This is a genomic window from Clostridium senegalense (assembly GCF_018916625.1).
GTDB lineage: Bacteria > Bacillota > Clostridia > Clostridiales > Clostridiaceae > Clostridium_J > Clostridium_J senegalense.
Map to the genome: position 1 here is coordinate 1 of NZ_JAHLNC010000011.1, position 26,444 is coordinate 26,444.

A 26,444-nucleotide genomic window follows, 5' to 3' on the forward strand; every position below is an offset into this window, starting at 1 on the left:
TTCTTCTGAAAACTTTCTTTTAAAAACAACTTTTGACATATTGTAGCCCTCCTAATTTCATTAATATAATTGTAAATATCTAAATTAACTTTGTCCAATCCAATTAGGGGGGCTATAGGTCCTCAACTCTTAACTATTAATTCTTAACTATTAACTATCTTAAGGACCGGCTTTGATTGCTTTAGGTTTTATTAATAACATTATGATTTTACTGTGCAAATAACTTATGGAAAATACATTTTGGTACGCCTGTCCTTCTTGTTACGGCTGTAAACTTTGAATATAACTTTAGTTAGATTCATCTCTCAACCTTAAATTTTAATCCCTCTAATTCAAAGAAACTGGCAGTCCAGTTTCATCCTGAACTTTTAACTATTAACTAGTTAAACTCTTGCTTTCCAATTAAAAAAAGAGCTATCCTAAAGATAACTCTTTTCATATATTTTATTGTAAGCCTCTTGCCACTATTTCTGTAACAGCAAATGATGCAACATCATCAGCATATTTTCCTGGTCCAAATCCAGCATCATAACCAAGTTCTTTAGCTAACTCGTGAGTTATTCTTGGTCCACCACAAATTAATATAACTTTATCTCTTATTCCTTCAGCTTCTAAAAGCTCTACAAGATTTGTTAAGTTTTGTATGTGAACATCTTTTTGAGTTACTGTTTGAGAAACTAATAGAACGTCAGCTTTAAGTTCTATAGCTTTTTTAATAAATTCTTCGTTTTCAACTTGGCTTCCTAAGTTGTAAGCATCTATCATGTCATATCTTTCAAGACCATAGTGTCCTGCAAAACCTTTCATGTTCATGATAGCATCTATACCAACAGTATGAGCATCTGTTCCTGTACTTGCACCTATAATTACAACTTCTCTTTTTATGTGTTCTTTTATATACTCGCCAACTTCTTTCATATCCATTGTATCAACTTCTACAGTTTGTACATGAATTTCTTCATAGTTTACAGTATGAATTAATGATCCATAAACAACATAAAAAGTAAATTCTTTATCTAATGCTTCATGATGAGCTACGTTAGGATCTTTAAGTCCCATAGCTTTAGCTAATTGTATTGCAGCTTCAACACCTTTTTCATTATCCTCAACTGGAAGGGTAAAACTTGTTTGTACTTTTCCGTCATTCATTGTATCGCCATAAGGTTTAAGTTTAGTCAAATCAAGAGTTTTATCAAAATCTTTATTTTCTGTTGAATATAATCCACCACTCATTATTTGTCCCCTCCTAACATTAATTCTATAAATGGGTTGAAGTAACCTTCTTCTCTTTCTACAACACCTTGAAGTCCTTTTCCACCATTGAATGGTCTTCTGATTCCTGCAAATTTACCTTGTTCTATAGTAGTAAATAGACCTTCTTTTTCTATTTCACTTAATAAATCAGCAGCTTTTCCTAGAACTTCTTCTACTCTTCTGTCCATTATTCCATCTTTTTTAAATGTAACTTCGCTTCCTAAATCTTTCATTGTATTAAAGATATATTTAGCATTTTCTATTGAAATAGCTCTATCACTCATAAATGGAGTGTGTATAGCTTCTGTTAACATTCCAAGAAGATGTAATTTTTGTCCTGTCATTATTGTAACCATGTTAAATAATGCATCTTGAACTTGTCCTTTAAATATATCTCCAGTCATAAACTTAGTTGGAGGCATATATTTTAATGGAGCTTTTGGGAATATTTCTCTTGCCATTTGAGCTTGTGCTAGCTCATATAAGAATCCATTTTCAACGCATGGATTAATTTCAAAAGCATGTCCAAGTCCCATTTGTTCTTCTGGTAATCCTGCGAATAAAGCAAATTGTTCATTTATAAATTGAGAAGCTAAAACAGTATGTGCTTCTTCTACTGCATCTGCTGTTGTTAAGTAGTTATCTTCTCCAGTATTTATTATAACTCCCGCATAACCATTTATTATTCTTGAGAAATATTGATCTACTAGAGTTCTTTGCATGTTTATATCTCTAAATAGTATTCCATAAAGCGCATCATTAAGCATTACATCTAGTCTTTCTAATGCTCCCATAGCTGCGATTTCTGGCATACAAAGTCCTGAGCAGTAGTTACAAACTCTTATGTATCTGCCTAATTCTTCTCCAACTTCATCTAAAGCTTCTCTCATAAGTCTAAAGTTTTCTTGAGTAGCAAAAGTACCACCGAAACCTTCAGTTGTTACTCCATATGGTACATAGTCTAAAAGACTTTGACCTGTAGTTCTTATAACAGCTATTATGTCTGCACCTTGTTTTGCAGCCGCTTTAGCTTGTATTATGTCTTCATATATGTTTCCTGTTGCAACTATAACATATAAATATGGACCTGTTTTATCACCAAATTCTTTTAAATAATCTTCTCTTTTTCCTCTGTTAGCTTTTATTTTAGTTACTGTTTCTTTAGCAATTTTAGATATAGCCATCTTTATTTCAAAATCATCATGCATAGGTAATTTTGTTAAATCCAATTCACCTTTTGAAACTTTTTCTGCTATTTCTTGTGGAGAAAGTCCAGTCTCTACCATAGCATTACCAATAAATTTAGATGCTCCAACACCTAAACCATTTCCATTTTTTATATTCTCTACAACTATATTTGGTAGTGGAACACCAAATTCGTCTACATTATCAATTCCAAGTAATCTACAAATTGTTCTTTCAACTGCAACAGTTGTATGTCTATCTATAAACTCTTGAGTATCTTTAGCAATATTTTTTGCTGATTCTCTAGCTTTGTTTACAAGTTCCCAATTTAAATTTAATTTGCTTTCCATTGCCATACCCCCTATAAAAATAATAATAATTAAAATTAAGAATTAAGAATTGAGAATCTTATTAGACAAGAGACAAATGAAACAAAATGAAATTTCATTCCCAATTCTTAATTATTTCTAGCTTATGCCTTTTGTTCTTCATAAAATTCTTTTGCTATATCAACAATCTCATTATCAAGACCTAATAACATAGCTATGTTTAAAGCATCTTTAGGAACTTTATCTTCCTTTGATACCTTTTCTAATCTATATTCCATATGCTGTTGTATAGTCTCTACTGATTTTGTCTTATTTAAATCTATCTTATATTTTAGACTTTCAAAATCCATATTTTTAAGTCCTATAACTTGGTAATGTTCCATGTTTTCTTCAACAATTCCATCATAATGAGTGGATATTAAACTAATAGTTGAAAAGTTATTTAAATATAAAGCTAATGATTTTACAAGATAAAAACCTTCTTTTGGATTTGTTCCTCTAGCAAATTCATCTAATGCTACAAATCCATCTCCTCTTTTTACACATTCAACAACTTCTTTTAACTTTATAATCTCTGCTCCAAAAGTGCTAAGACCTTTGGATATAGATTGCATATCATCAGATATGAAATGTATAAAGTCTAAAATTGGGAAGGTGGCCTCTTTTGCAAATACGAAGAATCCCATTTGTCCTAAAAACAAGTTTAGAACTATAGTTTTTAAAGTTACACTTTTTCCTCCCATATTTGCCCCAGTTATTACTGTTGTGCCGCTTTTTATAGTAATTGTTTGATTGGTAAATTTCTTTCCTTTTTTATTTAAAACACTTTTTACTTCTGGATTAAAAGCCTCTACAAGTTCAATATTCATATGGTCTATAATATTAGGCCTTATAGCATTATAATCAATTGCCATTTTAGCTTTTGCTATTTTAAAATCAAGGATTCCTATACATTTTATGTTATATAATATGTTCTCTCCAAACTCTTTCAAGGATTTTGTAAGAGCTTGTCTTATTCTTAGTTCCTCATTTTCCTCTTCAATTACAAGTTTTAGTCTCTCTTCTTTTAAAGTACATATTGTATCTTCATCATCTGTTGAAAATATCTTCTTTTCTATATTTGATTTTTTTCTTCTAACTTCTTTTAAATCATTGGAATAATCGTCATATATATAAAAAGTAGGTATATTCTTATCTTCTGGGTCTAAAATCTTTATAACTTCTTTAAGAGAAATAAAGTTTATGGATTCAATTTGTAAGTTTAAGTCTTCTATAATTATTTTTAGTTCTTCTATAATCATGGAAAAATATTTTATTTCGTATAATTCTACTTCATCTAAAGTTTCTTCCTTTAGCATTCTTTTTATGGAATTCTTTATATCTTTTACTTTTCTTAAAAGTCTTTGTACTTCACTAAATTTATCTTTATTGTTATTTATAGCCTTTATAAGCTTATCTAAATCATCAAGTTCAACAATTAAATTAGCTCTTTCATCTTTTTTATACGGTTTTAACTTCTTTTTTTCTTCTAAACCATAAAATGTTATAGTTTGTAATTGTTCCATAAGAAAATCAAAACCAATTTGTTTTTTCTGTTCATTATCTAAAAACTTCATTACTATACTCCTCCAATTACATCAAAAACAGGTATATCAAGTTCTTCTTTTAAAGCATCAACAAATTTCTGCTTATCAAACTCATATCCATATGGAGATTTTGGATTTGTTGTAACACACAAAACCTTTATAGGACTTAAAACCTTTATAACTCCTCCTTGTTTTGTAAATTTGTATAAATTATCTTTTGATAAAAATAATTTAGTTCCATCTTCACAAAGGAAAGTTATGTTTTTATAAAAATTAGTAGATTTCATAATTCCTTCTATAACGCTATCTGTTAAAACACCTCTTATAAGGACATATGCTACGTTCTCATCTAAAAGTGATGATACTTCTTTTGCTGCTTCTAAAGAAGTTTTTATATTTAGAGATTTAAAAGTTAAATCTTTAAATATAATTCCAACCCTTTTATCTTCAAACTCTTCATTGCATATCTTTAATATATCTTCATTTGTTTCATGGGGTAAACTTAGAAGATTTACAGTATGCGAAGTTTCCTCAACAACTTTTCTCATGCTTCTTGAAAGTGCTGCTCCGGTGGATAAAATAGTAGCTTTTGTTATCGTGGGAGATGCAAAAGTCTTTCTACTTAAAGCACCATCAACAATCACTAAGTCGCATCCAAAGTTTAAAAGTTCATTTTTTATATCTGCCATATAAGAGTTTACAGAAGGACCTCCTAAATCAACATATCCATCACTTAAGGCCCTACATATAACAATCTCACCCATTGGAGTGTGTATATTAGTAGTTTTTAATATTTCTCTAGTTATATCGCTATTGAATAAACATTCTTTAGCTGTAGCTATAATCGTATCCTTTTCAACATAAATTCTTGGTTTTTCAGTTGCTGTAACTCTATCTAGTTCTTCTCCATCACGGCCAATTGAAGTTAATCCAAGAGTATACTTACCTCTTGTATCTTCTAAAATTTTATTTAATGTAGTGGTTTTTCCTACATTTTTGTTCATGCCAATGATAGATAAACTTTCATAGTCCTTTATTAAATCTAAAATATTCACTAAACTCTCTAATTAAGTTAAATTTTAGAGAAAAGAGAGAATACTCTCTTTTCCCTTTTAATTAACTTTAATATTAGTTTGTTTTACATGAAGCAACTTCACCACAGCTACATTCGCTTCCAGCATGTCTTTTATTTCTTTCAAGACCTACTGGTTCCATAGCCATTGCTTCTCCATTTAATAATCCAGCAACTCCAACCTTATGAGTTTCTTTGTCGCCTCTGCAAGCTTCGCAGTGACAGTCAGATGTATAATCTGAAGGTTGAGTATAAGTAGTTATAACACCTTCAAAGTTTCTTAATATAACTTTTTCTGGACTTTGAGAAATAACGTAGTTTGGCATAACTGGTGTTTTTCCACCACCACCTGGAGCGTCAACAACAAATGTTGGAACACAGTATCCAGAAGTATGTCCTCTTAAAGCTTCCATTATTTCTATTCCTTTAGAAACTGGTGTTCTAAAGTGTTCTAATCCCATTGATAAGTCACATTGATAAATGTAGTATGGTCTAACTCTTATTTTTACTAACTCATTAACTAATTTCTTCATAACATGAGCACAGTCATTAACACCTCTTAGTAAAACACTTTGGTTTCCTAGTGGTACTCCTGCATCTGCAAGCATAGCACAAGCTCTTGCTGAATCCTCAGTTATTTCGTTTGGATGGTTAAAGTGTGTATTTAACCATACTGGATGATATTTTTTAAGCATAGAAACAAGCTCTGGAGTAATTCTTTGTGGAAGAACTACAGGTGTTCTTGAGCCTAATCTTACTATTTCTACGTGTGGAATTTCTCTTAATTTACTTATGATATACTCTAAAGTTTTATCATCAACTAATAAACAGTCTCCACCAGATAATAATACGTCTCTAACTTGAGGTGTATTTCTGATATATTCTATTGCTTTATCAATTCTTGCCATTGGCATAGCATCATCACTTTGTCCAGCAAATCTTCTTCTTGTACAGTGTCTGCAATACATTGAGCACATATCAGTTATTAATAATAAAACTCTGTCTGGATATCTATGAGTAAGTCCAGGAACTGGTGAGTCTGTATCTTCATGTAATGGATCTTCAAGATCTGCACAAGATTTATTAAGTTCTAAAGCTGTTGGTATAGCTTGTTTTCTTATTGGATCATGTGGATCGTTAGGATCTATTAATGATAGATAGTAAGGAGTTATAGCCATTCTTAAAGTTTTTAAACATTGTCTAGCTCCTTCTTCTTCTTCTGCAGTTAAAGGTATGTATTTTTTTAATTCTTCAACTGTTTCTATTCTGTTTTTAACTTGCCATCTCCAGTCATTCCATTGCTCGTCAGTAACATCTTTAAATAATTCATATCTTCTATTTACCATGATTATTTTCCCCCATTTTTAAAATATTCTTTCTATGCTTTTAAAAAATATTATTTTGACAACCCTGTTTTTACAATGTTTTTATTATTTTATAATTGAAACGAAAAATTCCCCTATATTATAAAAATAAATCTTCAATTATTTAATTAAGCGTATAATTCTGTGAACATTTTTCTTAAGTTCTCATTTTCTCTTATTTCTTGAAGAGTTATTTCTGCATGTCCTATAGTATAGCCATTACCAACCATCATAGTTACGTCTTTACCTACACCTTCAGCTCCTAAAGCTGCTTTTGCAAATCCTGTTGCCATTGAGAAGAAGTAAACTGTTCCTCCATCTCTAACAGGTAATATTGTTGACATTTCTGTATTTTGTACATTTACACAGTTAAATGAAACATCAACTTCTTTTCCATTGTTATGAGCTAAAGCTTTTTCCATAACTTCAACTGGTTTAGTTGCGTCTCCTATAACTATTTCTAATGTTGGTCCAAAGTCTAATTTTTTAAGTCTTGCAGCTTCATTTTCATCTCTAACTAATGCAATAACTTTTCCTGTTGGTCCAACTCTTTTAACTGCTTCATAACAGCAAAGCATTCCTGATTTACCAGCTCCACCTAGTATTACTACTGATTCACATGGTTTAACAAGTTTTGCAACTTGTGCTGGTGCTCCAGCTACATCTAGTGCAGCTAATGCTAATGTTTCTTCCATATCTTCTGGAAGTTTTGCATATATTCCACTTTCAAATAATATAGCTTTTCCTTTTATTTGAACTCTGTCTATTTCTGGTTTAATGTCTATTATTTCTTCTATTTTTAATGGAGTTAATGATAAAGATACTAATGTTGCTATCTTATCTCCAACTTTTAAATCTATTTTTCCATCTAATTCTTTTCCTATTTTTTCTATAGTTCCTATTAACATTCCGCCTGATCCAGTTACTGGATTTTGCATTTTTCCTCTTTCAGCAACTATTTCTAATATTTTAGCTTTTATTTTTTCAATATCGTGTCCTGCTTCTTCTTCTATTTGTGTAAAACTAGCAGAATCAATATTTAAAGCTTGTACATCTATTAATATCTCGTTATCATAGATGTTCATATCATTGCTTATTTTTAATGCTGGTTGTGGTAATACACCTTTTGGTTCTATAACTCTATGTGTTCCGTATTTGCAACCTTTATTCATAATTATCCCCTTTCAAAATCACGTTTTTCAACACGTTTTTTCTATCCGTTTTTTATAATATTTCTCTATATAATTAAATTCCCCAAAATAACTATATTAAATCTAACCCTAATTTTTACCTTATTAACTTAATGGTTTAAGGTTTAATAACTCTCTAGCTTCAGCTGGTGTTGCTATTTCTCTGCCTAATTCTTTTGCTATTTTAGCTACCTTTTCAACTAATTGAGCATTAGATTCTGCTGGCACACCTTTTGATATATATACATTATCTTCAAATCCAACTCTTACATGTCCTCCAGCAAGTATTGACATTGCAGCTAATGTAAATTCATTTCTGCCTATTCCTGAAACTGTGTAAGTGCTTCCTGCTGGTATACTATCTTTCATGAATAAGAAGTCTCTCATGTCTGCACTTATACCACCATTTACACCCATTACAAAGTTAAAGTGCATAGGTTTCTTAATAAATCCCTTTTTCTCTAATCTTATTGCCATATCGATCATACCTTTATCAAAAACCTCTATTTCAGGCTTTACATCAAAAGCGATCATTTTTTCTCCAAATTCTTTTATTGTATTTTCTGTATTAACAAAAATTTCGTCTCCACCAAAGTTACAAGTACCACAATCAAGTGTTGCCATTTCTGGTTTCAATTCAACTGGTTGAAGTCTTTCTGCATTAGACATTCCAACCGCTCCACCTGTTGATGGTTGAATTATAACATCTTTACATCTTTTTCTTATTTCATCAATACAAGCTTTAAATCTTTCCTTACATTGAGTTGGTTTACCGTCGTCTTCTCTAACGTGTAAGTGAATTACACTTGCACCTGCTTTATATGCTTTATATGCTTCTTCACCTATTTCTTCAACAGTATAAGGAACATTTGGATTATTTTCCTTTGTTACTTCTGCTCCACATATAGCAGCTGTAATAATTAACTTATCCATATTTTTCCCCTCTTTTCAAAACACATTAATAATTTAATTTGGCGTCTGTATACACATACAAATAAATTATTGTTATTTTTTTAACAAGTTTTTTATAACTAAACGTTATCATAGTATGTTTAAAATTTTACTTTATCCAGTTAGTCTTTAGAACTTCCCTGTAATAAAGGTTTTTCCCATAATCTATTGATATTTTTAACCCTTTTAAACGTTCTTATTGAAATATTAATATATTAAACAATTTACTAAATCTTTTTATATAAAACTTTCATTCTATTTCTTATTTATTATTTCCTATTTTCTTTTTTTGTCTTTTGGTACTACACAAGTTCCGCTAGCTTTACAAACAACTATTGGTTCTTCTAATACGTCACAAGCTGAATCATTTATATCTGGTCTTGGAACTATAACTTTTCTAGCTTCAAAAACCATTTTTCTTGAACTATTTCCTACTTTAACGATTTCACCTACAGCTTCTATATAATCCCCTGCATAAACTGGTGCTAAAAATTCTACGCTATCATAAGCTTTGAATAATCCTTCATCACCATCATTGATAATTAATAATTCTGTTGCTACGTCTCCGAATAATTGTAACATACGAGCACCGTCAACTAAGTTTCCGCCGTAATGTGCATCATGAGCACTCATTCTCATTCTAATAATAGATTTCATATGTAATCCACCCCCATATAATAATTGAAATACAATGTTTTGTATAAAATAATTTTATACAAAATAAAAAAGCACTGAAAATTTCAGCACTTATCAGAGCATTATATAACATATTCTTTTAATTTCAAAAGATTATATAATACCCATTGATGCAATGAAATTTAACATAATTCATCACACAAATAGCGCACCATAAAATCTTATGACAGTTGCAGAAATATCCTTTCTACACCCAAGATTAAACTTAAGAACAACTTTAATCTTTCGGCAAATAAACCCTTCACAATTATTATCAGTGGTTCTTCACTTTATCACATAATTGTTAGCCTATTATTTGCTCCTCTATTTATGTACAATATTTAGTTTGGCTATAGAATAAATTTTAACGGCAATTTCACCGTCTATATATATTATAATATTCATTGTTTTAAAAATCAATATTATTTTCAGAAAATTTTATTTTGTTTCGACAATTTTAAGTTAAGTTAAGTATTTTTCGATTAATTTTTTATATATTTTTTCGTATATTTGAAATTAAACAACTTTTAGTTTAGTATCATTTTAATTTTTTTCAAATATTTTATTGAGCTAAAGTTTCATTTTTCATCATTTTACTATCATAATATCTTATTTTTTACATATTACTCAATTTTTAACTTAGATTATTCTGTCTCCTTCAATACTCGATATTAGACATAATCACTTTAGTTTTTATGATTAAATTAATATTAAAACTTTAAAAGTTGAAGAAAAAATCAGACAGGACTAAAATTAATTTTAATCCTGTCTGATTTCATAATTCTAATTGTATTTATTTAATATCTAAAACCCTAAATATGTCTTTTACTGTAACAGTTAAATTTACTTTTTTATCTTCACCATCTATTGTACCTATAAATTTATAAATACCAACTTTATTGCTATCTAAAGCAGTGCTATTCCAAACAATATTAAACTCTTTTGTAGTATTATCACTCATTGTAGCCTTAACTGTTGTAGGGAATGTAAATTTATCACCTTTTTCTATTACCGCACTTATGTCATCTAATTTTTCTATTACCGGAATTACTTTAACAGTTAAAGTAACTTCTTTACCCATAGCTACTCCAGTATAAGATTTTGTTCCTATTTTTGATGTATCAATCGATCTTACATCCCATTCAGCAAAAATTTCTTTTTCTCTTCCGTCTGTAAGTAATGCTGTCACTGTTGTAGGTAATTTAGCTTGTGATTTATGTTTTACTTCAATATCTTTATCTATAACATATTTTATTTCTCCATAGCCCATTTCCTTTTTTAACGTATCCATTACAGAATCATTTATTACAGTTTGTCCACCTAATATATATATTTCTTTTGACATTTGACCTCTTATATATTCAAAATTACCATTTTCTATAATGCTTCCATTTGTTAATATTAATGGTGACTTAGTTTTTCCTGCTAAGGCACTACCTGCTAAGGCATCAGGATAATTCATACCAGTTGCAACATAAGCAGTATCAAAGCTTATATCACTAATAAACTTTTTAAATATATTAGCATTTGTTTCAAATCTATTTGCACCTGAAATTCTTTCTATATTTTTAAATTCATTTGCCACATTTTCAGAAACTGCTGATGTTCCTCCAATCACATAGCTTTTTGAAATACTATTTTCTGTTATAAAGTTTTTCACCTCTGATGTAACAGAATCCTTAGGTGTTAAAATTATTGGCATCTGTAAGTTAGATGCTATAGGTGCTATTGAAAGTGCATCTGCAAATCCCATACCATCAGATACTGTTATACCATTTTTCACTCCAATTTCTTTTGCTATATTTACAGAAGTTTCATACCTATTAAGTCCTTGTATCCTTCTGATTTTTCTACCAAACTTATTTAAAGAATTTTCAACATTAGTATCTATGACAGCAGTTCCACCAACTATAATTATTTCATTAGGGTTCAATCTACTGATTTCATTTAAAATACACTGTGGAATTTCATTAGATTGAGTTAGTAAAATTGGAGCATCATACTTTCCTGCAAGAGGAGTTGCTGAAAGTGCATCTGCAAATCCATTCCCAGTAACTAAAATTACTGTATCACTTCCCTTTTCCCATCCCTTTTGAGATATTCCTACTGCAGTATCATATCTATCACCGTTTGGAATATTAGGTATTCTTTCACAAATTACAGGTTGTACACTTTTACTTTTACCAAATAAATCAAAAGCTTTAACATTTACAGGCATAATTGAAACTGTAGCCATAATTCCTATTAGAATAATGGATAAAAATTTACTTCTCTTTATCATTTTCATACTCCTTACTCTTAATTTTTTTATTTTAATTTTACTTTCTTTCAATTTTAAAATAACAATAACTATCTTCTATATTAGATTTTACCATTTTTCGCAAATTATCTAAAGTGTTTTATGTAATAATCTATTTATCTACATTTATTTCATAACTAAGGTACTGGTTCTTCGCTCTATAATTTATTTTATCTAGCCTTTTTATTGAGTACTAGAGTTTTTTATGGTGATACAACTAAGTGAACCTGTCCTTCTTGTTACGGCTGTATACTTTAAAAATATTATATATTTTTAGTTAAAATTTAACAGTGAATAGTTAACAGTTGTGGTTATTACTACTCACTTCATTCCTAGTAATTTTCAACGTACTTTTATATAAATTTGCAATGCAAATTATATTTATAGATTAAAAAGAAAATGGGTGCCACTTTCATCCTAAACTCTTAACTATTAATTCTTAACTATTAACTATCTAAAGCTCTCCTAACTTTAAGTTTCTACCTAAAAAATCAAAGCCAGTCCCCAACAATTCAAAAAAACTGACAGCCCAGTTTCTTTCATTATTGTCAATGCCTAAACAAATTGTCCTTTGTCCACTAACAATTTCTAAAAAGTTATCTAAAAATCTAAGAAAGTAATTCACCAAAATTTTCATACCATCACAAGAGGGACAGACGAGTAATCGGCTACTTTACTATACTTTATATTTGATCCTTTTGTTGATTTTAGTTTCTCTCCAATATTACTTGAAGTCGGTCCCAAACATCTACGCAGCAAAGCTGCTATTTTAGGACCGGCTTTGATTGCTTTATATTTTATTGATAACCTTTCAATTTCACTGTGAAAATAACTTATGGAAAATATACTTCGGTACGCCTGTCCTTCTTGTTACAGCTGTGAACTTTGGACATAGTTTTTAATTGGTTTTATCTCTCAAACTCAGATTTTACTCTCCTTAATTCTTAATCCTTAATTTAACTCTAGTTTCCTCATTAACTATTAATTTTTAAATCTTAACTACTTTGTACAAAAAAAGGTAACCTACAAAGGTTACCCTAATTTATTATTCTAATATTTTAAATACTGTTAAAGTACAACCAAATGGTACATTACATTGGCAACTTCCAATTACTAATGGAGAACATCCTATATTAATAAGCTCTAATTCTCCAGATTCTCTCACTTCAAATATTGCACTTCCACAGGTTGACTCTCCACATAAATTTCCTGCACTTGAGCCAACTATTTCTCCATTTAATACTAATGCTATTGCTGATGGACATTGTCCTTGATTAGTTACATTCCAGCTTGCATAGTAAAATCCTGGAGTTTCTAGTGGTATTCTATTTGTTGGAACTTCTATATGGTCATGACCAGTTAATGCTAATAATGTATTAAACATTATTGGATAATTTGGTCTTACAGTTTGGCAACTTTCTTCACCTGAAAAAGCTACTGTTACTCCAACTCCACCTGGAACTGGTCCTGGAGGGCCTGCTGGTCCTTGTGGTCCTTGTGGACCCATTGGGCCTGTTGCTCCAGTTGCTCCTGTTTCTCCTCTTGGGCCCATTGGACCTGTTGCTCCTGTTGCTCCTGTTGCTCCTGTTTCTCCTCTTTCGCCTCTTGGTCCTTGTGGTCCCATTGGGCCTGTTGCTCCTCTTTCTCCTCTTGGGCCTGTTGCTCCAGTTGCTCCTGTTGCTCCAGTTGCTCCTCTTTCTCCTCTTTCGCCTCTTGGTCCTTGTGGTCCCATTTCTCCTCTTTCACCTTGTGGTCCTGTTAATCCTCTTGGTCCTATTGGTCCTCTTGCCCCTGTCGCTCCAGTTGCTCCTGTTGCTCCAGTTGCTCCTCTTTCGCCTCTTTCACCTCTTGGTCCCATTGGTCCTGTTGCTCCAGTTGCTCCGGTCGCTCCTGTTGCTCCTCTTTCGCCTCTTTCACCTCTTGGTCCCATTGGTCCCATTGGACCTCTTTCTCCTCTTTCGCCTCTTTCACCTCTTGGTCCCATTGGTCCTGCACAACCTCTTGGGCCTCTTTCGCCTCTTGGTCCTTGTGGTCCTTGTGGTCCCATTGGTCCTATTGGTCCTTGTGGTCCTCTTGGTCCTGGATTACCTTGTGGTCCTCTTGGTCCTACTAAATTGTCTGGACATGGACAACAATGATCATGATGATGGTGACAATCGTCATGATGCGGTTTACAACAATTATTGTTATGGCAATTATCATTCCAATAATAATTGTCATTTCCACCATTATTATAAGCGCAAGATTCTTCTACATCGTAATTTTCTATAGTTTCATCTTCTATAATTTCATTTTCTGTAGTTTCATTATTATTTCCTTGCTGTTCATTAATAAAATTAACTATAGCTTCTAGTTTTCTTCTAGTATTATAATCTAACTTATTAACATCAATAGGTGATTTAAAACTCATAACACATATCTCCTCCTATAGTTCTCCATTAAACTACAATTAGTTGTAATGTTTTCTCTATATACTATGACGATATTATTTAATTTGTTACATAATAGGTAATTACAATAAGTTTAATATAAATACTTGATAAACTGTTTAATTATAAAATTTACACATGTAAATAAAAAATATTAAATTTAATTTTAACATATGCGAAGAAATAGAAAATTAAATATTTTAATCATATTTATCACAATATGAAAAGAGACTATAAACTCTAATCATAGTATTTTACTGATAAAATATTCATTACAAATATGTACGGGTACTGACTTATTTGTTAATTATTCCTAATTTAATGCTCTTATAGGATAAAAAATTCAATATTACTTTTTTAATTATAAAAAACTGATTAGAAGTCAACGCTTCTAATCAGTTTTATTTTATTTTATTTCTATTATTACATCTTTATCATTAGCAGGATCAACTTTTCTTTGAAATTTAAATTTACACTCTTCCATCTTAAGGGTTGCTCCATTATAAGCTTTTTCTGAGTAAATTCCATCAATATTCAATTGATAAATTATGCCAGATTTCAACTCCTCATCTAATATAATACTTGCTATATTACCATTGCTTACTACACTCTTAATTCCTATAGTTTTCTCTTCTCCATCTATTGTGTATTTTAAAGAGTAATTAGAATTGGTTTCTACATCAATTCTTGACATAGCCTCACTAAATTTAATATTTAATCTATCATATTTATCAAATACACCTGAAACTTCAGCTACCTGTGGTTTAATATTATCTATAGTAACCATTGCATCACTTTCATTAATACTTACACCTGTTGCATCTTTTACATTTTTTATTGTAAGTTTATAAATCCCATTACTACTAAAATCTTCTGTAGTTAGCATAACCCTTCCTCCTATAGTGCCAGTAGAGTATCTAGCTGATTTTATTCTAACAACTTCTGGAGTTTCTGTATTCATTTTAGTTAAGATATAATTATTTTTATCATTGGCAGTTCTTGCATCCATTTTAGTATCAAAACCTACAAGGATATCTTTAAATCTAGTTTCTGACTGTTGCAGTTCAGCACCTATAACACCTGGTCTATAAATTATATTAGTTTGAAGTGGTACTTTTGTAGGTAATAATTCTACACCTGTTGAATCTTTAACGCCTCTAACCCAAAGTGTATAGTTTCCAATTTCCGTTAATGTTTTGGTTGTAATTGTAGCTATTCTAGTTATTGGGTCGTATTTTACACTTTCTATAGTAACTTGAACATTATTCTCTGAAACTAATGAGTAATTTCTGATGTTCTGAACATCTTTATCATTCATAGTTCTATCAAATTGTGCTCTTATAATAAACTTATTTTCACCTAATTTATCAGGAGTATCATATGGAACTGGTTGTAAAATATTAGGTCTATTTAAATTAAGCATTAACTTAGTATCATATTGTTCCATAATATTTCCTACAGTATCTTTTATACCTTTTATTGTCATGTTACAGGTACCATCTAAAACAACATTTTCTATAGTAAGCCTTACGCTGTCTTTTGTAAGTTGATTAAATTCTATATCTTTAATCATTTTAGAATCAGTTTTTCCTGTTGAATCTTTAATTATATAATTACTAACAGTTGTAGCTGATTTTTCATCCATCTGCTTACTAAATGTTATATCAATAAATACTATATTAGATGCAGAAGTGTTAGTAATTTCAAAATGTATCACCTTTGGTTTTGTTGTATCTTTTAAACTTATAGTTTTAGAATATGGATCCATTATATTATTTGATAAATCTCTAACCCCTTTTACTTCCAATTTATAATTAGATGTATCATTGACACTTGGAGTTATTATGTTAACTTCACTAGGTACTGCTTTATTAAATTCTATTTTTATAATTCTAAGTTCTTCTCCATTTTTATCTGTTATTTTATAATTTTTTATATCTTTTGCATCCTCTTCATTAACATCTTCACTGAACTTGATAGTTATTTTTTTCTTGACTCCGTTTGCACCTGTTCCATCAGCAAAATCTAAAACACTTATATTAGAAATTTTAGGTTTGACTTTATCTGTTACCATATCTTTTACTGGTATATCTTTTCTATCAAAGCCTATTGTAATATTTTTCCCTACAACATTACTTATTTTACCTTCTAATGTACTTATTTTACTGTCTGTCAAATCAGATTTAAATGTAAGTTGAACTTTGTCATATCCATCTATACATTCTGATTTTATTATATTAGTTCCTAATATCTCATAGTTTTCTTTTATATTAGCTGGAGACTCTTTTACTATTCCATTAAACTCCAATATTATATTTCTTCTATTTAATATAGTCATACTTTTAACTTTTGTTGCAATTCTATTATCAAATATTTGAGCAGAATCTAATAAAATATTATTTTCTACCATGCCTCCAACACCTACAACTTCATTAGCTGTTATACCTTTTAAATAACTTTTTTGAGATGATAATATTTTATTTGATACTAAAAGCAACGGCGATGACTTTTTAGCTGCTAACGGACCTGTAGTTAGTGCATCTACTGTTCCTGGAGGTGTTCCTTGAGCAACATATACATTATCATATTCTAAATAAAAATTAAATTTATCTAAAACTTTTAAATTAGTATCATACCTATCTTTTCCATATATCCTTTCAATTCGTGGTAAATCTGCAACTGTTTTATCATCTATAGTTTTGTTTGAAGCTATTACATATGTATTGTCCGGATATTGTCTATTTATCCAACTTTTAATATTACTTTGCATTTCTTTTTTAGATGTAAGTACCATTGGCATATTGTTTAATGCAGCCAATGGTGCAACTGAAAGTGCATCTGCACCTTGAGTACTTTCCTCTCCGGATATAACCATAATATTATTTATGTTTACAAACTTACTTAATTCTTTTGCAACTTCAAGAGATGTATCATATCTATTAGCTCCACCTAACCTAGATATTTTTATACCCATCCCCTTTATTTCTTTTTCTACCTTATTGCTTACTGCACCGGTTCCCCCTATTATATAAACCCTTTTAGCACCCAATCTTCTTAACTCATTTTTTGTATCAGTAGGTAAATTATTCTGACTTGTAAGCAAAATAGGTCCATCTATAGCTTTTGATAATGGTGTACTACACAACGCATCTGCAAACCCCAAACCGTTTGCTATTATAGCAACATCAGTATTTTTCCACCCTTCTTTGCTAACTTCCACTGCCGTAGCATATCTATCCTTGCCATATATTTTTTTCACATCTGTTCCAATATCTACTGCAGCAAAAGTAGGTATTGAACTCATTATTATACTTAATCCTATAATAAATGAAGACAAAATTTTAAAACATCGTTTCAAAACTTTCCCCCTCCTAACATAATTAGTTATATTAAAATTAAAAATTCTAATATAACTTTTATCGTAAAATATATAAATTTATTAAGCTATAATAGAAAAATGTACTGAATTAATCTTTTATCCCATAAAAAATATACAAATAACCATGATTTCTATACCTAACATTACCTTAATTTGAATAGGCAATCCCCTAACCTTTAATTTATAGCTTTTCATTTTCCCCTTAAATCTATCTTTTAAATTTCTATCATTATATCCAATAAATGCACCACATTTATCGCAATAGCTTGTAACCTTTTTAACTTTAGTACCACATTTAAAACATATCACAAAAATCCCCCCTGTCTTATGAATTGTTCTATATGCAGCATTAGAATAATATATCTTTATACTTATTAAAAATTTCAACTTTTCACTAAATTCTTTAAATTTTTAGGCTAAAATATCAAATAAAATTTTAAGAATACATATTATATATTCTTAAAATTTATTATTACAAAAGCTTGCCAACAAAATGACAAGCTTTTCTTTATAATATAAAAACAACTTTTTCATAACAACGTTTACAAATCGATTATAACTCTATATATTAGTAAAATCAATACTTTTACATACAGCTCAAGTACCAATGATTTACTTTACTATTTATCCTATCTAATTATTTTTATTAATTATGAAATATTGGATTATATAGTTTTAATTAACAATTATATATTTCTTTAAAATTAATATCCTACTTAATAACATTAAGTAGGATATTAATTATCTTTGAGATTAATTTAGTAAAGCTTTTCTTTCTGTTTTCTAAAAATTTCTCTTAGTCACATAACTGAAAAGTTACCTATTGCGTTAGTATAATATTTGTATTCGGTTATAATATATATTTTTACTACAATTTAACTATACCATATGTCATTATATTAATTTGTCGAAACTTGTAATGTAATATAGATTTTTTTATTTTTTTATTTGACTTATTATTTTTTTATTTGACCTTTTTCTTTATTATTAAATCTTAAAATTTATTTTTTATTTTTTTACATATTATAAAACTTCTTATTTTTTAACTTATTTTAAAACTGCATCGATATTTGTTGATTATTTTGCTAAATACTTGAAATCATTTTAATAAATTTTTAATTAATTCCAACAAAAAAGTTACCTCAAAATAAACTTAAAATTCTATTTTGAAGCAACTTTTTTTATGCTAAAATTATTATTACTTTTTAAGGAGCAACTTCAAATTCTACTGATTGCCTATCCATTATAAAATCTTCAGTATTCCTTATTCCATCTACTGTTAATTCATATTTAGCATCAGATATCACCTTATCTAAATATAATGTTACTGTAGATTTTCCACCATCAAATCTATAGTCAGCTCTTTCTATATAGGTATCTGCACTACCATCTTTAAATCTCACTTCATAATTTGAAGGATTTGTAGCATCATCTTTATTCAACTCTTGATTAAAGTTAACTATAACTACTCTTTTATTCTGATCACCTGTTTGTTTTACATATGGTGTATCAACTATTCTAGGTTTTTCAACTATTAAATTTCTCATTTCAAGTTTAGTTCTTGGAAGTGTATTTCCTGATAAATCAGTAACTCCTGAAACCTCTAAAGTATAGTCTCCATCATATTTTAGATTTATAAGTTCAACAGTAACTCTATCTCTAGAATATTCATCATAAACAATTGAACCAATTGATCCATTTATAGGTTTTTCTTGAGCATCTAGTAACCTATAGTTTCTTTCCTGTGTTGCCATTATCTTATCTAATTTCTTGTTAAATATAATGTCAACCTTTTTACTATTATGATAAGTTCCTGGTTTAACTTTATACTCAATAACTTTTAATGCCCCTGTGTCAAATATATCAAGATAATCACTATATGGTTCCATTATATTTTCTGCAAGATCTTTAATTCCATCAATTTCTATTAAATATCTACCTGCATAATCTAAACTTTCTGTATACAATATTGCCTCATCTTCCCTTTCTTTATTAAAGACAACATCGTTCACCCTTACATAACTTCCATCTCTTCTCTTAATTCTATAATTTTCAAGTCTTCTTGCATCTGACTCCATAACTTTTTCAGAGAACTTAATTAAAATTTTATTTCCACCTTCTTCTACAGCATCTAAGGTTTGTGCATATAGAACCCTTGGTTTATCTCCGTCAGTTACATTATCTTCTATATTAGTGTTACCTTTATTAAATATATAGTTCATATTTATTCCTAATATATTTTCTGCTTCACCTTCAAAATTTAGAAGAGCACTCTTATCTAAATCGTATTTTAATCTTAAAACAACAGTTCTATAATCTGGTTGTATTGTTGCTTCTTGTACCATACTTCCACATATAGTATAGTTGTTTTTTTTGGAAGCCTCATAACCATTAACAATTCCATTAAATTCAACTGTTATTCTTCTCTTATCATTTATGATAACTTTACTTACACCTGTTGCTATTTCCCTATTTAAAACTCTTCCTACTTGATATATAGTTTCATCTTTTAGTTGTCCACCAATAGCAGTAAGATGTGTAGGTGTATATTTTGATAAGAACTTTTCTTGTGTTAAGTCTAAAGTATCACTAACTAAAACTAGAGGATTTCCCTCTCTAGCAGAAATTGGTCCTGCTGTTAATGCATCTATTACTGATGATTTTTCTCCTTTAGCCATATAAACACTGTCAAAGTCTAAGTAGTTACTAAACTCTTGTAATATTTCTAAATTAGTTTCATACCTATTTCTGCCTTCTAACCTTTTTCCATTTGGAACTTGTTTAAACACATTGTTAGAAAGTGCAGTAGTTCCACCTATAACATAAGTTGCATGTACGTGTTTACTATTTAACCATGTTCTAGATGATGATGTCATAGAATTTTTAGGACTTAATATTATTGGCATTTTTGCATCTCCAGCAATAGGTGCAATAGATAATGCATCTACCCCCTGAGACACCTGTTCACCAGATGCAACTACCACATCTTTTACAGTATTAGTTTTATTTATTTCCTTTGCAACATTTAGTGATGTTTCATATCTATCACTACCGCTAATTCTACTAACAGCTAGTCCCATATCTTTTAGTTGGTTTGCAACATTAGCACTAACTGCACCAGCTCCTCCAACTATATATACTCTTCTTGCATTTAAACGTTCAATTTCTCTTTTCGTTGAAGTCGGAAGAGATGTTTTATCTGTTAAAAGTATCGGTGCATCTAATGTTTTAGAAAGCGGTGCACTACATAATGCATCTGCAAAACCAAAACCATTAGCTATAATAACATAATTACTATATCCCCAACCATCTTTGCTAACTTCAACAGCAGTGCTGAATCTATCATTTCCATGTAATTTTTTCATTCCCATTAAATCATTATTAGCTGCAAAAACTTCTATAGAACTTAATGTAGAACCTAAAACAATAGTTGAAATCAACAAAAGGTTGGCAACAAGCTTTAACCCTTTTCTCATAAATTTTCTCCTTTCAAAGAATATGTAAATATTAAAAATTACTTTATAAACAAATTCAATACAGTAACTTATAAAAATTATAATATTATACTCATTTTCCTTTAGTTTACTATAAAAATATATCAAATCCAAGAATAGCATATAATAATTTTTATAATTTAACTTCTTCTTAAATTATCGAAAGATGGGATTTTAAATTAATACATAAAATAGTAATTTAAAGAATTTAGCAAAATTCATAATCAATTAATTCTCAACATATTTTAAATCTAGATTTGCTAACAAAATCTAAGAAAGCAATCACCCAAAGTTAAACCTCCATCACAAATGGGGCTTTTTTAGTTAAAAGTGAAGAGTTAATAATTAATAGTTGTGGTTATTACTACTCACTTTGTTCCTAGTAATGCTAAACGTATTTTTATATAAATTTGCAAAGCAAATTATATTTATAGATTAAAAAGAAAGTGGTTGCCACTTTCATCCTTAACTTTTAACTATTAATTTTTAACTATTAACTATCTTAAGGACCGGCTTTGATTAATTTAGGTTTTATTGATAATCTTATGATTTCACCGTAAAAATAACTTATGGAAAATATACTTTGGTACGCCTGTCCTTCTTGTTACGGCTGTAAACCCTGAATTTAGCTTTGGTTAGTTTTATCCCTCAAGCTCAAAATTTTACTCCCTCTAATTCAAAGAAACTGGCAGTCCAGTTTTATCCTGAACTATTAACTATTAATTCTTAACTCTTAACTATCTAAACTCCATTTTCCTCTTCAATTATTAATCCTTAATTTTTTTTAATTGTCCATTATTAAATGTAAATTTTTAACTAATTGTCTTTTGTCTCTTGTCAATTTTTCAAACCCTCTAGTCATTAATTGCAATAAAAATACCCAAATGATAAATCATTTAGGTATTTTAATATAGAACTCATTAATCCACTTTTGGTTTTGTATTTAGAACTTCTAATATAACTTGATTGTCTGCTAATCCATTTAAGCTAGTATCATATATAAACTTATATCCATTCGCTGGATTAGTAAAATAAACTTGTTCTACTCCTAGACTTAATTTTCCAGGATTTTTATTAATGTAGGTTACAAAATTGTTAGTAGTTGAAGTATCAAAGCCTACAGTAACTACATTCCCTGATAAAGACACATCCGCTATTTTCGGATAATTATAATCTGACTCCATATATATATCATTTTTGCTATACATAAATTTAATAGAATTAAATAATCTATTTTGCCAATCATTTTCCGTAACTACAGCATCACTGAATGTTAATTCTAACTTTTGAGTATCTCTAAAAAATTGTCCCTTCATTAAAGTTGTATTTCCCTTTTGACTAACTTCTACGTTGGGCTTTCCTTTTAAATTTAATAATATTGGTTTTACATCCTTTTGTTTCAATTTCCAATCTCTATTATCAAGCATATCAGATTTACCAAAAACATCAAATTCTCCAGTCTTTAAGGTAATATCTTGTGCTGTCATCATATACTCCAAGAACCTTTGAGATGCCTCATTACCATTAATATCTATCTTCAAGCTTATATTGGAACTATCAACTGTTGGTAATAATGCTGTTACATTAGGATATGCACTTAATAATCCTTTATTACTACTCCCAAATTGTATAGAGTTAAATAAATATTTAACTGTACTACCCTTAACAGGTGTAGAAAAATTAAGCTCTAGTAGTTTCTGACTATAATTATAACTTGCATTTATAAGTTCACATTCCAAATTTTCTTTCAACTTAACATTAGTATTATATTTATTGATTAATGATTTTCCTCCGGTTGAAACAACATCAGTAACAATAATTGATGCCTGTTGATCTGATGATACAGTACTTCTACCAATGGTAACTGTTGCAATATTTTTATTTACACTTACGCTAATATAATCTGAATTTATATCCATATTGCTTGATTGTAAGTGAACTTTAATATTATGCTGAGTCATTCTTGGTTCCTCACTAAACCAAATTTCTAATTTATTTTCATTAGTTCCACCAATTTCATTTATATATGCTATATCAAGTTCAGTTCTAGATATCTCTTTAGCCTTCTCTTGCTTAGATTCAACACCATTTTCATCTTTTTCATTTCCCATTTGCTGAATCATTAAATCCTTTCCTGCCATCATGGCTCTAAAATTATCTGATATCTCAAACGTATAAGTTATGGTTTTCTTATCTGCACTTATATCTACAGCCGTTATTGATGATAAACTTGAGTTCGTATATTTAGTTTTATTAACTGTCGATGTTATTTCATATTTTTTAGCAAATTTAGCCACTTGTTTTAATATGGTCTCATCTTCAAAGTTCATTTTCTCACTATATTGAAGGGTTAACTTGCCACTAGATGCCTCATATTTTTGTTCTACAATAAACGGAGATGTATTATCTCTCACAGTTACTGTTCCTTCAGCGTATCTTAGAATTCTTCCACTTTGAGCTTTTATATCTTTAATTGTTAAATTTGCCAATTTTGGACCTGAACCCTCTGTTTCATCTGTTCCATCTGTTTTACCTACATTTACAGTACCTTCTCCAAAAGTTACTTTCACAACTTTAGAATCATTTACTTTTGTTTCTGGATTTTCTACAAATTCAATTAATGATGCCTCTGTAGCAATTCCTTCAAGTCCGAAGTTTTTACCAGTTGGTTTATTTATTTTTTCATTAAAGTAAACTAAGAATACATTTTCTCCATTTTTTCTATTATTTTTATCAAATATCTCCACTTTATCTACTTTAAATCCTTCATCCATAGGTTTAATATGAATTTTTTTAGGTCCATATTTTTGTTGAACGTTCTCTGCAAAGTCATTAGCATTTTCAACTGTTATCTCATATTCTTTGCCATCTGGCTCATCATATTTAACTAAGTTATGTTCTTTAATGGCTTCATAACTTATTGTTATAGAATCTCTAGTTGCTGTATTTAAAGTCATTTCTGTTTCTTTAAATGTTACACTCTTACCTTTATCTATATATCCACCTGTCATAGTTATTATTGGTTTTTTCTTTATAGGTTCTGAAAATGTTATTGTAATTTTACCAGTTCTTTCATCATATTTTATTGAAGTAACTTCTGGTTTTTTTGAATCTGATAATTTTACTGTTTCATTGTGTTTAACAATGTTGGCATTATCAATGGTCATAACATTCTCTGTTACTAAAACATTATATTTACCTTCAAAAAACTTATCATTATTAAAATCTCTTTTTATAACTAATGTTCTTTTATCTGGCGATAAGCTACCATATAAATCATCACCACTACCTATAATACTATCTTCTTTGTTATCTCCTACAGAAGTTATAGAAATATTATTTTTTAGTATTTTTCCATTAGAATCTAATACCGAATTTGGATTTATTGGTGATGCAAATAATATTTCCATTTCTTTAGAGTTTTTTAATTTTACACTTTCAACTTTTCTTTCCTCACTAGGTTTAACAAGTCTAATGCTTTGAGCATATCTTACCATTTCTAAACCTCTATAATCTTTTGACCCATCTACTATAATTTGAATAGTTCTACCTATTGATTCAAGTTCATTTAATTTTTTTCTATTTAATACAATTTTATCTTTAGTGTTACTAAAAGATACATTTTGATCTTCTGTTACATATTTCCCGTCTATAGTTATATTAGGAAATTTTTTAATAGGTTCACTAAAGTTTATTGTTAATTCTCCATAAGTATCATTATAAATAACACTTTCTACCTGTGGTGCTATTTGATCTACTATTCTAAGTCTTTCCACATAAGGCTCTAATGATAATCCATCTTTTGTTTTCACCTTATCAGATACTCTTATATCATAAGTTCCATTAAATATTTTTCCCTTACTAATATCTCTTGTTATTGTTAAGGTTTTCTTATCACTTTCAAGTCTTGCATAAAACTCATCTAAACCATCAATATCCCCTTCTATTGTATGGTCATCAGTTGCAGAAATATCTATTACATCTCTTTTTAACTTTCCATTATATATAACAGTACTTTCATCTATCGGTGAACCAAAATGTATTTGAATTTGCTCACAGTTCTTATAATCTACAAATCCTACCTCTGTTTCCCCTACATTTTTAAAATTTAATGTAAAATTTACTTTTTCTACAGCCTTTCTATTTAACCCATATCCAACTTCTGTTAAAAGTTTTGAATTTCTTGATTTTAAATATTCTTCTTGAGTACCATGTAACTCTGTTCCCAACAATATAACCGGTGAATTTTCTTTAGCTGCAACTGAACCTGCTGCTAGAGCATCTACTAATTGATTTTGATTTAAACTACCATCTTTAGCTAAATAAACATTGTATAAATCATTAGTATTAAAGAAATATTCTAAAACTTCTGCATTGGTTTCCCATCTATTTTGGCCAAATAATCGCTCTGAATTATTTAGCTTATTTTCTACATCAACAGAAATAGCTGCCTTTCCACCTATAATATAGCTTTTACTTATCTTTTCATCATTCATCCATTTTTCTGAACCCCATAAGTTATCTCTTGAAGATAAAATTATAGGTATATGTCTACTAGCTGCCGGTGATGCTACCGATAATGCATCTGCTAAACCTGTTATGCCATTTACAACTGCAACTTCACTTATATCTTCTTTCTTGTCCATTTCTTTAGCTACATTTAATGAAGTTTCATATCTATCTGAACCTGCAATTCTATAAACATTACATCCAAGTTTTTTTAAATCGTTAGCAACACTATCTGAAACTACACTCTTTCCACCTACAATATAGACATTAGAAGCCTTAAGTCTTCTTATTTCATCTCTAGTATCAAAATTTAAACTATTTTTTTCTGTTAAAAGTATTGGTGCATCCTTCATTTTTGCATAAGGTGTTGCCGATAATGCATCCGCTATTGATGTTCCATTTACTAGTACAACATTACTTGCTCTATTAAAACCATACTCACTAACTTTGACTGCTGTTTCATATCTATTTTCTCCTGCTAATACATACTTTTGTGTAGATGCAAAAGTTGTACCGCTAGAAAAAACTAAACATCCAGCTAAAATCATAGCCAATATGTTTCTTTTCTTCAATCAAATCCCCCCATTGGTAAAACTACCTCTTTATTTAAGAATTAAATAATTTAGTATTTATATTTAATTCTTACCCTATATTATCGGAATTTTTATAGAAAATTTTATACAAAACTCACTATAAATTGAAAATACCTCCGAAATTCAAAACTTCTA

General features: G+C 29.4%; 15 protein-coding genes and 1 riboswitch. All 15 genes read right to left on the reverse strand.

Annotation, left to right across the window (positions count from 1 at the left end):
* Positions 1 to 444: 444 nt before the first annotated feature.
* The 15 genes from kamE to KQI36_RS15565 all read right to left on the reverse strand — a co-directional run bounded on the left by kamE (position 445) and on the right by KQI36_RS15565 (position 26,288).
* A complete protein-coding gene (gene kamE / locus KQI36_RS15495; RefSeq protein WP_010293635.1) occupies positions 445 to 1,233 on the reverse strand; it encodes a lysine 5,6-aminomutase subunit beta in 789 nt (262 codons plus the stop codon).
* Positions 1,233 to 2,789, reverse strand: a complete 1,557-nt coding sequence (gene kamD, locus KQI36_RS15500) for a lysine 5,6-aminomutase subunit alpha (protein WP_010293636.1) — start codon at positions 2,787 to 2,789, stop codon at positions 1,233 to 1,235. The genes kamE and kamD overlap by 1 nt, the downstream gene beginning before the upstream one ends.
* Before the next feature lie 122 nt (positions 2,790 to 2,911).
* Positions 2,912 to 4,384 (reverse strand): lysine 5,6-aminomutase reactivase ATPase KamC, encoded by a 1,473-nt coding sequence (gene kamC, locus KQI36_RS15505; protein ID WP_216451687.1) that lies wholly within the window; start codon positions 4,382 to 4,384, stop codon positions 2,912 to 2,914.
* A gap of 2 nt (positions 4,385 to 4,386) precedes the next feature.
* Complete coding sequence (gene kamB / locus KQI36_RS15510) at positions 4,387 to 5,409, reverse strand: lysine 5,6-aminomutase reactivase subunit KamB (RefSeq protein ID WP_216451688.1); 1,023 nt, start codon at positions 5,407 to 5,409, stop codon at positions 4,387 to 4,389.
* Positions 5,410 to 5,482: 73 nt separating this feature from the next.
* Positions 5,483 to 6,772: a lysine 2,3-aminomutase gene (gene kamA / locus KQI36_RS15515; protein WP_216451689.1), complete on the reverse strand. Its 1,290-nt coding sequence runs from the start codon at positions 6,770 to 6,772 to the stop codon at positions 5,483 to 5,485.
* Between the two features lie 146 nt (positions 6,773 to 6,918).
* Entirely contained in the window at positions 6,919 to 7,962 is a 1,044-nt protein-coding gene (gene kdd, locus KQI36_RS15520) for an L-erythro-3,5-diaminohexanoate dehydrogenase (protein ID WP_216451690.1), read from the reverse strand.
* 123 nt (positions 7,963 to 8,085) lie between these two features.
* Complete coding sequence (kce, locus tag KQI36_RS15525; protein ID WP_010293643.1) at positions 8,086 to 8,913, reverse strand: 3-keto-5-aminohexanoate cleavage enzyme; 828 nt, start codon at positions 8,911 to 8,913, stop codon at positions 8,086 to 8,088.
* A gap of 294 nt (positions 8,914 to 9,207) precedes the next feature.
* A complete protein-coding gene (gene kal, locus KQI36_RS15530) occupies positions 9,208 to 9,588 on the reverse strand; it encodes a 3-aminobutyryl-CoA ammonia lyase (protein ID WP_010293644.1) in 381 nt (126 codons plus the stop codon).
* A gap of 175 nt (positions 9,589 to 9,763) precedes the next feature.
* Positions 9,764 to 9,941, reverse strand: a riboswitch (Lysine riboswitch).
* Positions 9,942 to 10,399: 458 nt separating this feature from the next.
* Positions 10,400 to 11,887 carry a cell wall-binding repeat-containing protein gene (locus KQI36_RS15535; RefSeq protein WP_216451691.1) on the reverse strand — a complete coding sequence of 496 codons (1,488 nt, stop codon included), beginning with the start codon at positions 11,885 to 11,887 and terminating at the stop codon, positions 10,400 to 10,402.
* Between the two features lie 472 nt (positions 11,888 to 12,359).
* Positions 12,360 to 12,542 (reverse strand): hypothetical protein, encoded by a 183-nt coding sequence (locus tag KQI36_RS15540; RefSeq protein ID WP_216451692.1) that lies wholly within the window; start codon positions 12,540 to 12,542, stop codon positions 12,360 to 12,362.
* Positions 12,543 to 12,950: 408 nt separating this feature from the next.
* Positions 12,951 to 14,315 carry a collagen-like protein gene (locus KQI36_RS17875; RefSeq protein ID WP_216451693.1) on the reverse strand — a complete coding sequence of 455 codons (1,365 nt, stop codon included), beginning with the start codon at positions 14,313 to 14,315 and terminating at the stop codon, positions 12,951 to 12,953.
* 425 nt (positions 14,316 to 14,740) lie between these two features.
* A complete protein-coding gene (locus KQI36_RS15550) occupies positions 14,741 to 17,692 on the reverse strand; it encodes a cell wall-binding repeat-containing protein (protein WP_216451694.1) in 2,952 nt (983 codons plus the stop codon).
* Between the two features lie 117 nt (positions 17,693 to 17,809).
* Positions 17,810 to 18,022 carry a hypothetical protein gene (locus KQI36_RS15555; RefSeq protein WP_216451695.1) on the reverse strand — a complete coding sequence of 71 codons (213 nt, stop codon included), beginning with the start codon at positions 18,020 to 18,022 and terminating at the stop codon, positions 17,810 to 17,812.
* Positions 18,023 to 18,918: 896 nt separating this feature from the next.
* Positions 18,919 to 21,189, reverse strand: a complete 2,271-nt coding sequence (locus KQI36_RS15560) for a cell wall-binding repeat-containing protein (protein ID WP_216451696.1) — start codon at positions 21,187 to 21,189, stop codon at positions 18,919 to 18,921.
* Positions 21,190 to 22,127: 938 nt separating this feature from the next.
* Entirely contained in the window at positions 22,128 to 26,288 is a 4,161-nt protein-coding gene (locus KQI36_RS15565) for a cell wall-binding repeat-containing protein (RefSeq protein WP_216451697.1), read from the reverse strand.
* Positions 26,289 to 26,444: the final 156 nt, after the last annotated feature.